Origin of the sequence: Dactylosporangium sp. CA-139066, assembly GCF_050936175.1 — a bacterium.
Classification (GTDB): Bacteria; Actinomycetota; Actinomycetes; order Mycobacteriales; family Micromonosporaceae; genus Dactylosporangium.
Map to the genome: position 1 here is coordinate 6,361,249 of NZ_JBNJNH010000001.1, position 12,884 is coordinate 6,374,132.

7 protein-coding genes are annotated in these 12,884 nt (G+C 69.4%); 1 reads left to right on the forward strand and 6 read right to left on the reverse strand.

The genetic code is table 11. From position 1 onward, the window contains the following. Positions 1-607: 607 nt before the first annotated feature. The 5 genes from ACQEVU_RS29210 to ACQEVU_RS29230 form a co-directional block, all read right to left on the reverse strand. On the reverse strand, positions 608-1,504 hold the full coding sequence (locus ACQEVU_RS29210) for a response regulator transcription factor (RefSeq protein ID WP_433329058.1): 897 nt from the start codon (positions 1,502-1,504) through the stop codon (positions 608-610). Positions 1,505-1,577: 73 nt separating this feature from the next. Beyond that, on the reverse strand, positions 1,578-5,495 hold the full coding sequence (locus ACQEVU_RS29215) for a hypothetical protein (protein ID WP_433329060.1): 3,918 nt from the start codon (positions 5,493-5,495) through the stop codon (positions 1,578-1,580). Positions 5,496-5,517: 22 nt separating this feature from the next. Next, positions 5,518-8,790 carry a hypothetical protein gene (locus ACQEVU_RS29220; RefSeq protein WP_433329062.1) on the reverse strand — a complete coding sequence of 1,091 codons (3,273 nt, stop codon included), beginning with the start codon at positions 8,788-8,790 and terminating at the stop codon, positions 5,518-5,520. A gap of 618 nt (positions 8,791-9,408) precedes the next feature. Further along, a complete protein-coding gene (locus ACQEVU_RS29225; protein WP_433329064.1) occupies positions 9,409-9,993 on the reverse strand; it encodes a hypothetical protein in 585 nt (194 codons plus the stop codon). 101 nt (positions 9,994-10,094) lie between these two features. Next, a complete protein-coding gene (locus ACQEVU_RS29230; protein ID WP_433329066.1) occupies positions 10,095-10,364 on the reverse strand; it encodes an integrase in 270 nt (89 codons plus the stop codon). Positions 10,365-10,567: 203 nt separating this feature from the next. On the opposite strand from ACQEVU_RS29230, the gene ACQEVU_RS29235 reads away from it, so the two are divergent. Further along, positions 10,568-12,091: a M1 family metallopeptidase gene (locus ACQEVU_RS29235; protein WP_433329068.1), complete on the forward strand. Its 1,524-nt coding sequence runs from the start codon at positions 10,568-10,570 to the stop codon at positions 12,089-12,091. A gap of 198 nt (positions 12,092-12,289) precedes the next feature. Here ACQEVU_RS29235 and ACQEVU_RS29240 read toward each other — a convergent pair whose 3' ends face one another. Then, positions 12,290-12,574, reverse strand: a complete 285-nt coding sequence (locus ACQEVU_RS29240) for a hypothetical protein (RefSeq protein ID WP_433329070.1) — start codon at positions 12,572-12,574, stop codon at positions 12,290-12,292. Positions 12,575-12,884 lie beyond the last annotated feature (310 nt).

Genomic DNA, 12,884 nt, shown 5'->3' on the forward strand with positions numbered 1-12,884 from the left:
GGCCGGCACCGGCATCCATCGATATCCGACGCCATCCGGACACTCCAGCAGGCTCCATCAACCACTCGTACGATCCGATTCCAGTTCAACAGCCGCCGCTGACCTGGCATGCGCTGAACATCTCGGACAAATCAGCCCTGCCCACCCCTCGCCGAACACGCCAAGCCGTGCAAGATCTCCATCTCGGCCACCGGCCGGCCGCAATGAGATCAAAGCCTGACGGCATCCGGCCGACCGTCCTCGCGAGCCCCGGCGTCAGCGGTACGCCCTTCACGCCGGCGCCGCAGCGACTCCGCGGCGGCGAGGTGGTCGGCCGCCGCGCCCGCCGAGAGCACGCGCGGCGTGTACCCCGGCGTCGAGCGGTGCGGCACTCTGCCGGCCCTCCGGATCGGTGCACCCCCGCGAACATCTGCCATATCCCGCCGCTCAGAACCTCCCGCCACCAGACGGCACTCCCCTCCGCCAGCTCGTACCCCGAGATGTGCGTCCGCTGCGCGGGGATCACCCCGGCAGGCCGGAGTTGGCGGGAATGGGCCTCGATCGGGTTGTTGGCGGCTCGATCGCAAGAGCCTGCCGGAGATGCCGTTCGGCGTCGGGTAGCCGGTCGTCACCACGCTCTAGGTGGAGCTCGCTGCGGTTCACCCAGACCTACCCGCGGCGGCCCTAGGGTGCCAGCCTGGGGCTCCAGGGTGTACAAGCCTTCGATGCGGGACGCTGCCCGGGGGGCGACGATGCCCAGCTGCTGTGCGCGCAACACGGTGCTCAGCCGGTCCACAGTGCGCAACTTCCGCTGCAGGTTCTCCTGATGCTTGGTCACCGTGCGCGGGGAGATGCCGAGCCGGTGCCCGACCGCGACCACCGACTGCCCCTCGGCCAGCAGAGCCAGGACGGCCAACTCGCGCGGCGTGATGTGATGTCCGGCGAGGCAGTCGGACATCGAACCACCGCCACCGGCTGTGGCCGTCCGTCGCCACCTCTCGATCGTCTCGGTATGACGATCTAGCTCGATGAGCGCCGGCTGTAACAGGTTTAGGAACGCCCGCTCCCGGTCGGTGAACGGTACGTCCGGCCGGGCCGCGCCTAGCAGCCGGACCGCGCCGCCCGATCGGCCCAGCGGCACCATAATCTGCTCCCGGGCCCCGCCGAACCAGGCCCGCATCGGTGCATAGCGCGGGGAGGTCAGCCAGCGGTACCGATCCGCGACCTCGCGCAGCGTGTGCGGCACCGTATCGGCGTGGTTGCCGTAGTGCCTGATCAGCGGGTACGCCCGATTCTCGGCCGGGGTCGGCAGCGTGCCGCCAGGCCAGCCGGGCCACACCGCCAACGTCGCCACCGTGCCAGCCGGCCACTGCACGTCCATCGCGCCGCCGAGCGTGACACCCAGTGACCCGGCCAGCTCGCCGAGGACCGTTGGCCAGATCGTCCGCCCGGCGCCGACATCGCGCATCGCGTCGATGACGAGGCCGAGCAGCCGCTGGTGGTCGCGTGCCGACAACCCGGGCATGCGCTCATAGTGGCGCTGGCTGGGCCCGTTCGCAGTCGGGTATCGTCCGTTGCCTATTACGCGACACGCGGCGTCACACGATCGTGCTGGACTCGTCCAACTTCGGGAAGAACACCAGCGCCGCCTTGTACTTCTTGGCGATGTCGCGGATCGACGCGCCGTACGTGGCCTTGTCGCCGTTGATGATGTCCCGGGCGTTGGTCGCGTCGAATCCCGCGGCGACGTCGTAGTCGGCGAGCTTGTGATTGCCGCGGAACTCTCCGCCGCGCATGCCCTGCACCATGATCCCGGCCGCCGCAGGCGGCTCGAGCACCCGGAGCGGCTCGGCGACGAAGTCGATGTTGCCGAGCGATGCCCGCTTGCTGAACTTGGCGTAGTTGGCCCGGCCGGTGATCTGGGCATACCCGCGTCCGATGAAGGTGAGGAAGTCGCAGCGCCGCGCCGCAATTTTGATGGCCACCGGCTGGCCGGCCGGGTAGGTCGTGCCGTTCCACGCCTGGACGTCGGGCGACGCCTGGATCACCCCGTCCGCCTTCAGCCGGTCGCCGGCCCGGACGTTCCCGGCCAGCGTGTTGTAGCTCGACTTGCCGCCGGGGACGGCCTCAAAGAAGTAGGCGTCAGCGGTGAACACGGTAGCGGTGGACAAGCCGTTGCCGATCTCGGTCATCGCCGCGCCCATCCGGGACTCGTGGTGGGCCGTGGCGAGCACGTAGCTCACGTGGTTGAGGTTGGTCACTCCGCCGGACGCGCAGGCCTCGAGGATCGCGGTTAGCGCGGTGCTCGCATTGCCGGCCTTATTGATGGTCTTTGCGGTGTCCAGGATGCGGGCCACCGCGGCCCGCAGGGCGCTGGCCCGCACGCCAGTGACGTCGGCGGCACCGAAGTCGGTGTCTGCGGGCAGCACGCCGGTCTTGACGAACGCCGCCGCGTACAGGAACCGGGACGGGTTGCGCAGGGTCGCGCTCCGGGTGGTGATCTCGTCGACCAGTTCCCGGTACTTCGTCAGCGGGTCAACGGACTTGTCCAGCCCGGTGAACCGCTTGACCATCCCGCTGATCAGATCGTCGTCGGAGAGTAGTTGCAGCAGGGTGACGAATCCGCCGACGTCGGCGAACATCGGGTCGGTCACCAGGGTGGAGTTGAGCAGCCCGGCGTCCGGGGTGCCTCCATCGTCCGTTCCGCCGTCCGGTGTCCCACCGTCGGTGGCCAGGCCCATGTCGGCGAGCACCTTCTGCACCAGACCGGTGCGGACCAGATCGGCTGGCGAGCCGCCGTTGGTCGCCGCTGCCTTGGTTGCCGCGGCCTTCTGGTTGGCCGCGGCACCGGCTTCGGACAGGGTCTTGTCCTCGGGCTTCTTGGCACTCAGCGCTTGGGCGAACGCGTCCAAGGTGGTGGCCAAGGCCGTACCGGCCGCCTGTAGCGCACCGATGGAGGCCTTGCCCGACGCGTCCAGCGCCTCGTTCGCGGCATCGCCCGTGGCGGCCAGCCCGCTCATGTTGCGGAACGCGTCGCTGGTCGTGATCGCGGTGAGCACGCTGGACAGCCCGACCGGATCGGGCAGGGCGACCGGCTGCTGAATGCTGACCAGCGGGGTGTCGAACGTGCCCAGATTCGGTGCTTCGGCTGGGGTGTGCGTCCCCGCCTGCAGCGCCTGGATGGCCGGCGGTGCCGGGGGCGGCGAGTCGGCCCAGTCGAAGAACCGCGTCAGGTCGAGCTTCTCGGCCGAGTTGGCGCGGCCCAGGACCGCCTCGGCGAACACGCCGCCGGTGGGTACGGCCACCACGTCCACGTCGGTGGCTGCGCTGCGATCGGCGTACCGCTTCTTCCACTCCTGCCACTCATGGTTCTGCTCATAGGTGAATCGGTAGACGAGGTAGTTGCCGACGACCTCCAGCGGCTGCGGGGATAGATGGTCGACCAGGTTGATGGTGGTGCCGCCGCCGACGTCCAGCCGGAACGGTGCCAGCTGCATGATCCGGGTCTGCGGGTCCTCGCGCAGCCAGATCTGGCGGCTGTAGTACAGCCTGTCCTCGTTCAGGACCGCGCCGAGTTCGGCTAGGCCGCTCGGCGCGGTCACGGTGATCAGCGGACTGCCCGCCAGATCGGCGGCGGACGAGTCGATCAGGAAGCCGCAATCCAGCCACCGGGCATCGGAGCCGAGCCGGACGGCCAGTTCGAAGTGGATGAAGTGCTCCTGCGGCTGCTGGCCGGCCATGTAGTCCGGGTGGATCTTCAGACCGATACGGGCGATCCGGCCGAACGACAGCGGGGAGCCGTTGCCCAGCACGGGGTCGACGTCGCCGGGATCGGCGTCGTCCGCGGCCGACTGGCTGACGTCGATGACGGTTCCGTCCTCCAGCGTGATCGAGACGCCGAGGATCGGCGTGGTGATCGGCTGTCCGGGCCGCACCGCTGGCCAGCGGATCGCATCGAGCTGGAGACGATAGTCGATGGTGAACGCGTTGACAGAGCCGTTGAAGACGATGAACCCGTCTCGGGCCAGGCTCCGCGCGTTCGCCTGCAGTCGCGGGCCGTACACGAAGTCCAGCCGCAGCGGAAAGAACGGTCCGAGCAGGACCTGGGGGAGGCGGTCGTGCGGGAAGGTCAGGCTGAACCCGCTGGCCGTCTCTTCCTCCAGCTCGGCCAGCAGGTTGCGGGTGGTGCCGTCCAGCGCCGCGTCCTTGAGGATGGGAAGGTACCGCAGAATGTTGCGCTCGTCGGTGAAGTCGATCGGCCGCATCGGCAGGAAGATGCACCGCTCGGCGTCCTGCAGCCGGGTCTGGGTCTCGTAGACCTGGACGACCTCGTAGTACTGCACGGTCAGCGCGTGCATGTGGTTGTAGTTGGTTACCGACCGGGTGGACAGGTGCTCGGACTGCGTCTGGTTCACCTCGCTGACCGAGGCGGCGCGCTGGTTGCGCAGCGCGGAGGATACCTGCTGGGTGGAGTCCCGGATGTTGTCCTGCAGGTTTGTGGCGATGTTGCGGTCGCCGGTGGACACGGTATGGGTGACCGCGGTCTGCTGGTTGGCCGCCCCGGACGCCGACCCGGCGAAGAAGCCGAGAATGCCGCCGACCCCGCCGGCCACCGACGTGGACTCGGTGGCGGTGACCGAGGCGCCGCGGGTGAACTCACTAGCCACGCTGGAGGCGATCTGCGACACCGTCCGTGCGCGGTCGTTGCTGCTGCTCAGACGCTCGGATTCGGATAGGGACTGGCTGGTGGCGGCAGACGACTTGCTGCTCCAGTCGATTACCGCGACGCTGGTGCTCTCGCCCGGCGCGAGCGGCAGGCTGTGCAGCAGGTGACCCTTGGCCACGGCGATCGGGTTCCACGTGTGGGCGTAGGTGAGGCGGGCCCCGTACCGGACCAGCTCGAAGCCATGGGCCGGATTCGCGGTCATGTCGAAGAGCATGCCGTCGAGACTCTGTGGCGGGGCCTCGAACGGTCCGGGGAACATGACCAGCGTGGAGTACAGGTGCCGTTCGGTGCCGAACTCACCGCTGCGCGGGATGAGCTCGACCGGCGCCTCCGGATCGATCTCCAGACCCAGATCCGGGTTGTAGGCCTCGAGCACGATGGACTTGGCGGCCAGGAACGGCGGCCACAGCGCCAGGTCGCGGATCGTCGCCACGGCCAGCGCCTGCTCCAGCGCGGCGGCCGTGGCGGCGTCGATTCCGGCAAGCTTGACGATGCCGGCGTACGGCAACTCGGCGGTGTCGGTCAGCAGGGCACCGTCGTCGATCAGCGAGGCCGGCCCACGGCCGTAGCGGCGCAGCACCGACCGTGGGTTCGCGGCCGACGCGACCACCCGGGCGGCGCCGTCGAACACCGCCGAAACCGACAGGTCGAACACCGTCTTGACGCCGACGCCGGCGAGCGCGGCGGCCGCCACGTCGTGCACCCCGAGCAGTACGGTCGGCGCACCCCGCAGGACGTCGCCGATGCTCAGCGCGCCGTACTGCGACTTGATGAACGTCTGGTATCCCATCGCACATCGGGTCCTTTACAGGTCAGGCGAGCAGGGCGGCCGCGGCCGGCCCGAGGGCTTCGAGGATGGGTCCAATCTCGCCGCCGATCGACGCCAGCGCGTCGGCGCCGCCGCCGGCGACCAGGCCGTCGAGCGCGGTGCCACCGTCAACGGCGGTGCCGATGTCGATCGCCGAACCGGCGTAGTTGGCCATCCACTGCTGGTTCTGACCGTTCTTCGGAATGATGCCGGGGTCGATCCCGCCACCCGGCTGTTTCTTGTCACCCTTGTCGTTAAGGTTGAACAGCGAGCCGATGCCCTTGGCGGTCTTGGTGAGGTTTTCGCCGCCATCAGTGCCCGACTGCAACAGCTTGCCGAACGCACCGGTGATCGCGTTGAGCGTGTCGTTGGCCTGCTTCTGCACCGCCGCGTCGCCGTCCCGGGACGCCTCGAGGCTGGCCTTGAGCAGACCGCGGGTGATCTCGATGCCGCTCATGTCGTTGAACAGCTTGGACACCATCAGCGTCTTGAGCAGCGTCTCGCTGTTGCCGAGCGTGGCCGGGAGAGCCAGCGGCGGCTGGATGCTGAGCGGTGAGGCGGGCAGGCCGGTGACCGCAGGCGCACCGATCCGGGTCTGCCGCCCCTGCTGCGCCGGAGCGATGTCCGGCGCCAGGTTGGGGATCGGCGACTCTTGCCACTTCCAGAAACGCGTCAGGTCGAGCTTCTCGGCCGAGTTGAACTCGCCCAGCACCGCCTCGGCGAAGACGCCGCCGGTCGGCAGCGGGACCAGCGACACGCTTGGCACGGACTCGTCCTGTTCGCGCTGCTTCCACTTCTTCCAGGCGTCGTCGCGCTCGTACGTGAACGGGAAGGCGACATAGTTGCCGGCCACCGTGATCGGCACCGGGTCGATCCACTCGACGACCCGAACGTCGACCCCGCCGACGTCACAGGCGTACGGCGTGAGCTGCATGATCAGGGACTGGCGGTCAGCGTTCATCCAGATTGCCTGGCTGTAGTGCAGCTGCGCGTTCATCAGCCGGGCGGCAACGTCGCGGACGTCGACCGGCGGATGCGCCTGCAGCAGAGTCACCGTCGTGTCCGCTCCCCGGGAGGCCACGAAACCGATGTCCACCCAGCGCCGCCTGCCGCGCAGATTGACCAGCAGCCACAACCGGATGAGCCCGTAGTCGGACGCCGCCGCCCCGTTGGCCGGCAGAAGCCGTACCTGCAACGACGCCAGCCGGTCGAGCCGGATCGCCTCGGCGGGCGTGGTGGTGGACGGCTGGTCGCTTCCGGCATCCAGCCCGCGGTTGGCCGGTTGCGTCCGAACCATGGTGTACCCGTCGACCATCTGCACCGTGACGCCGCCGATCTCGGCGGAGTCCCAGCTGATCCTCTCAATGATCGCCTCGCGGTCCACCTCGTACCAGCGCTGGCTGGTCCGGTCCGCGTCGGCCAGCAACCGGGAACGGACCGCCTCGGCCACGTCGCCGGCGAGCCCACGCCGCCAGGCCGCGATGCGGTCGCGCAACTGCCGGATCCGGACCCGTTTCTCCGCGGCCCCCGCCAGTGCGGCCAGCAGCCCAGCGGCATCAGCGGTCGGAAGTGGCGCGTCCGCGTCGGCCTGGATCTGGGCCAGATTGGCGGTGGCGAAGCGTTCGAACGCAAACTCGAGCACCACGGTGTGCCGCAGCCGGGTCAGCAGCTCTTGAGTGGACCGATCCAGGGCGGCGCCGATCAGGATGTTGAGGTACCGGCGGACGACCTGCTCGTTGCGGAAGTTGACGAGCCGCATGGGAATGAAGATGCAGCGTTCCACCCGCTCCAGCCGGCTCGTGGCCTCCCACATCTGGACGACCTCGTAGTACTGCACCGACATGGCATGCATGTGGTTGTTGTTCACCACCACGCGGGTGTTGATCGTCTCACTGTCACTCTCGCTGACCTCGCTGACGATGGCCGCGCGTCGGGTCCGCGACAGGGCCGCGTTCTGCTGAGTACGCGCGGTGATGCTCTGCAGGGCGGATGCGCTGACCGAGCGGATTCCGGTCGACGTCGAGTAGGTTGCCGCGACGCCGGCGCTGAACCCAGCGGACGCTTGGCCGCCGAGCAGACTCAGGATGCCCGGGGTGGACGCACTCGTGGTGGTGGAAGCCGAGGTGGCCACCGAGTCGCCGCTCTGGAACTCGCGCGCGACGGCCCGGGTGACCTCGGAGATCGCGGTCGAATTGCTCAGCGCGTTCGACAGCTGCTCCGCCTGGGCGACATCCTCCTCGGTGGAGGCGGCCACCCGGCGCAGCCAGTCCACGACGGTGAGCCGGGTGCTCTCCCCGGGGCCAAGCGGAAGGCTGTGCAGCAGCTGGCCGAGCGCCACCGCCCGCGGCGCCCAGGACTGAGTAAAACGCAGCACCGCGCCGTAGGCGACGCCGTTGAATCCGGCCTCGTCGAGCGACGTGACGTCGATCGGGCCGCCGTGCCACTGGAGCGCGGACGACGGCTTGCTCTCGATCAGCACCGTGCTGGTATAGCGGACCTGATGCGCGGCGAATTCCCCGCTCCGCGCGATCAGGTCGGCCGGTGCGTCGACGTCGTACCGCTTGCTGCGACCGGGTGCCAGCGCCTCGATGAGGATCTTGACCGCAGCCAAATAGGGCGGCCACTGCGCCAGATCCCGGACCGACGTCACCGACATGGTGGTCTGCAGTGCCCCGCCCAGGGCATCCGGAACGGCGACGAGTGTCGCCGCGGCGGCGCCGGGCAGGTCGGCCAGCGACGGGGCTGGCGTGGGCACGACGATCAGATCGGACGGCGGGACACCATGCCTCGCGAGGATCGTGCCGGGGTCGGCGGCCGCCTCGACCAGGCGTATCGCGTCGCGGAACGCGCCAGCGAGGGCGAGGTCGTAGACGGTCCCGACCGCCAGCTGGGCGAGCGTTGCCTCGGCTGCGTCGGTCACCCCGAGCAGGACGGAGGGCGGCGACTGCAGGACCTCGCGGATCTCCAGATCGAGGTACGCCGTCTTGAGATGCACCCGGAACATCTGCGCACTGGGCATATCTGCCATGGTCGGCGCCGTCCGACCACGCGGGAAATACGAGAATCGACGTAGCACGAACGGCGGATAGGGATCGGCGTGCGGGTAGTACCCGGGGAAACAAGCGACCTTCGGTCGCTGCTGGCGGCGCCGCCGGAGGGAATCAGGCTGGCCCGGGTCCACCCGCGGAGCACACCTTGGGGACTCCCCGCCGACGGCCCGAAGGCGATCCGCGAGACGCTGAGGTCTCCTGTCGCGCTGAGCGGCATAGCGGGCCACCTCGGTTCACATGAAGCTTGACGATACGACCGCAAGGCGGCGCCTGCCGGGACCACCGAGCCGTGCGCCTTACGAGCGGGACCGGCCGCGCAAGCAGCCAACCAGGCGACCGACATGGCACCCAAATCGCGGGCAGCCTCAGACTCAGTTCAGGTGCAGCGGAATCGACCGGGTGTGGTCGCCGTCCGGTGGGAATGCCCGGCCTTCACAGTTCAACCATCGGGCCGGCGGCGCAGGCCCGATCTGCGTCAGTCCACGCCGCAGTGCGTCCGATCGCGGTGGAGTAGTCGGTCCAGGTACGGAGGGGAGCCGACGGCGTTCCCGGCCTGGCCCAGTAGCTGATCGTCCCGTTGTAACGCCAGGCGCCGGTAGCCGTGCCTGCCGTCTTGATCAACTGCCCCGCGGCGGCCAGCCGGACGAGCGCCGGGCCGAACCGGGAGTTTGAGGCGGTCACCCGACTCGGCGCGAGCATGACGTGGCCGCGGTCGGCGATGTGCGCTACATAGAGCTCCGGGTATCGCTCCGACAGCCGGTACTCGACGATGCCGTACGAAGGAAGCGCACGCCGTCGGCCTCGTCGTTGATCGTGGGTTGCCCGCCGTCGGCGGTACCCACACTTCAGGCGATCGTGTTCAACGGCGCGCCTGTAGGGTCGGCGACGGCCGAAGGGAGGCCCTCTACGCCGGTAGGCTCGCTGAAGCGGCGCCGGAACCGGGACAGCCGCGAGCGGGCCCCGCGGCGATCGGGCTCGTCCGTGATGCCCGGGAGCATCGCCGGGTGGATTTCGCCCTTGCTCGTCCGGGTCCAGCGCCGGCCCGAGGCGTCCCGGAACATCATCGACACGAATAGGTACCGCCTGCTGGCGGCGCCGGGGAGCCGCCGGGTCACCGTGGCGCCCGGCGGCAGCGCGACGAGGTAGTCCACCTGGACCTCGTAGGTCGCCGGGCCGGCGTGCCGGAACTCCAGGAGCACGTCGTACACCGGCAGGTCGCCGCCGTTCTTCAACGTCAGGGTCGACCGCGACGTCCAGGCGGCCACCGCGTTCGCCTGGCTCAGCTGGGACTCCACATCGCGCAGCCGGTCACGCTCGGACTCGCGCCGCAGCAGGCGGTACGCCACGATCAGAGCGCCCGTGCTGCCGATCGAACCGAGGGCCGTCGCGACCACGTTGGCCCACGAGGCGAGATCCGCCGAGTTGGTCACGACGTCAAAGGTAGTTGATATCTGCAACCCGTCACGGGCCGATCACAGCGTATCCGAGCGGTTGCTCGCACTGTACCTGCCGAGAATGCCATCCGGGCAGTTCAGGCGGCGTGCTCGTATTCGTGAAGGACGCCACCGAGGCGGTCACGCCGATGGATGTTCGGCCGGGCGAGCTGGTCCGGGTCGGTGATGGGTTCGGGCAGCGGCTTCAGCGGCCGGACGTTCGCGATCCCCTGATGCGGTCGGTGCAGGTTGGAGAACCGCTCGTACTCCCGCAGCGCATGCGGCAGCTGCCGCTGGTTCCAGATCAGCACGCGGTCCAGCAGCTCGCGGCGGCTGGTCCGCACCCAGCGTTCGATGATCGCGTTCATGCGGGGCACCTGGATACCGACGCCATGCCAACAGCCGGGTCGAGGCGCAGCGCGAGTGCCTCCGCAAGATTCACGCCGCCAGTACGCGACGATCATGCGCGGCGCGAACTTCCGGTGGTCGGGGGCAACCATCTACATATCCCGATAGTCCGTCCAGTTGAGCGCAGCCACGAGGTACCACTCGACGAACGGGGGAAGTTTGCATGGGAACGCGCACACGCACAGTGCTGGTCGCCGCGGCGGCGACCGTCGCGTTGGTGACCGCGACCGGCGGGGTGGCCGGCGCCGCGCCGGTGTTCACGCCCGGGTCCGCCGGGGTTGGCGATCCCGACTTCCCGACCTACGGCAACGGCGGCTACGACGTCGGGCACTACGACCTCGACGTGCGCTACAACCCGGAAACCGACGAGCTGACCGGCCACGCAACGATCCTGGCCACGGCCACCCAGAACCTGTCCCGGTTCGACCTCGACCTGCTCGGGCTGACCGTGGACGCGATCCAGGTCGACGGGCGGGCGGCGAGCTGGGCCCGCGACGGCTGGGAGCTGGTTGTCACCCCGGACCGCGGGCTGCCGCGAGGGCGGCCGTTCACCGTGGATGTGCGGTACCACGGCGTGCCCTACGAGTGGGTCATCCCCGACGAGACCGGCGAGTTCCCGCCGACGAAGTACGGCTTCGTGGCCACCGACGACGGGGCGATCGCAATGGGCGAGCCCAGGTCGGCGGCGAACTGGTACCCGGTGAACGACCACCCCAGCGACAAGGCGTCCTACACGGTGCGCGTGACCGTGCCCGAGGGGCTCGGCGCGATCGGCAACGGGCTGCCGCTGGGCCACTCGACCCGGGACGGCTGGACGACCTGGCGCTGGGCGAGCGCGCTGCCGATGGTCAGCTACACCAGCACGATCGCGATCGGCCGCTGGCGCGTGGACGAGCACCTGCACCACGGCCGGCCGACGATCCTCGCCGTTGACGCCGCCATTCCGCCCGGTCCGGCGGACGCGGCGATTGGACGTACCGACGACATCATCGACTATTTCGAGGGACTCTTCGGGCCGTATCCATTCGAGTCCGCCGGGGCGATCGTCGAACGCGACGAAGGCCTGCAGTTCGCCCTGGAAACGCAGACCCGCCCGATCTATCCCAGCAGCTTCCTCGAAGGCGCCAGCGCACCGTGGGCCGTGGAGACGGTGGCGCACGAGACGGCCCACCAGTGGTTCGGCGACAGTGTCTCCCCGGATTACTGGTACGACCTGTGGCTGAACGAAGGCTTCGCGACCTACGCCTCGTGGCTCTGGGACGAGCACGACGGCGGCGCGACCGTCCGCGACCAGTTCAACCTCTTCTACTCGCTCCCGCTGAGCTCGCCGATCTGGTCGCCGGCACCCTACAACCCGCAGGGCGGCGCGCCGATGCTCGTCTCCAACTACTCCCGCGGCGCGATGACCCTGCACGCGCTGCGCCGGCAGGTCGGCGACCCGGTCTTCTTCGCCATCCTGCGCACCTGGGCGGCGCGGCACCGCTACGGCAACGGCTCGACCGAGCAGTTCTTCGCCCTTGCCGGGCAGCTCGCGGGCCAGAACGTGCGGCCGCTGCTGCTGGCCTGGCTCTCCGGCGACATCAAGCCCGCAAATCCGGATCCGGCCACCGCGAGTCCGGCCGGGACGGTGAACCCCGGCCGCGTCATCGGGCCGATCGACGTGCCGCGCACCAGCCTGACGGAATGATCATCGTCGCTGGTCGCATCCGGGTCGCCGTCGCCGGCCGGGAACAGTTCGTCGAGCGATCCCGCCAGGCGATGCGCCCGGCCCGCACCGGGCCCGGCGGCGCTGTTGCGTTGTGGGATCGAGGGACGCGGTCCAACCGGCCTCGGGTCCAAGGTCAGATCGCCAGGGCAAGGTCGGCGAACGCCACAGACGCGAGCGTCACGTTGACGACGTACCGCCAGGTGTTTCACCGGTGACGGTGGCATGAGCGGCGATCGCGGTGAGCAGTTGGCCGGCCGGCGCATCGACCTCGGCGAGCGAGCGCAGCAGGAACCCGGAGATGTCCTTCTGGTAGCGCCGGCTGGTCAGCGCCGCGCCTTCGACGGGACTGGCCTTCGTCCGCACCGCCAGGTGCAGCTCCTTGTTGACCCGGGCCGGGAACGCCTTGTCGATCTTCGCCCACGGCAGCGCGACACGCTCCAGGCCGCTGGTTCTGCCCGACACGATCCTGCGCTGGCATCGTGACCTGTATGCTCGCCGCGACGCGGCGGTGTCGCGGCCCGCGCCGGCGGGGCCGGCCGCGGACCGTGCACGCGATCCGCGCTTTGGTGCTGCGGCTGGCCAGGGAAACCCTTCGTGGGGTTCCCCCTGTGGTTTACCGGAGGGGTGCACGGATGATTTCCTTACTGGTGCGCACACCGTCCAGACCGCCGGTGTCACGGCGCAGCCGGAAGACTTGCGGAGCCCCGGGAAACACCGTGTCGTCGCAGGGCTCGGCGCGCAGCGTCCGGCGTTCGGTACGGCTGTGCCCCCA

Excerpts from the sequence above, each read along its gene's own strand:
- ACQEVU_RS29235 (WP_433329068.1), top strand. The coding sequence starts at position 10,568 with ATGGGAACGCGCACACGCACAGTGCTGGTCGCCGCGGCGGCGACCGTC.
- ACQEVU_RS29210 (WP_433329058.1), bottom strand. The coding sequence starts at position 1,504 with ATGCCCGGGTTGTCGGCACGCGACCACCAGCGGCTGCTCGGCCTCGTC.
- ACQEVU_RS29230 (WP_433329066.1), bottom strand. The coding sequence starts at position 10,364 with ATGAACGCGATCATCGAACGCTGGGTGCGGACCAGCCGCCGCGAGCTG.
- ACQEVU_RS29215 (WP_433329060.1), bottom strand. The coding sequence starts at position 5,495 with ATGGGATACCAGACGTTCATCAAGTCGCAGTACGGCGCGCTGAGCATC.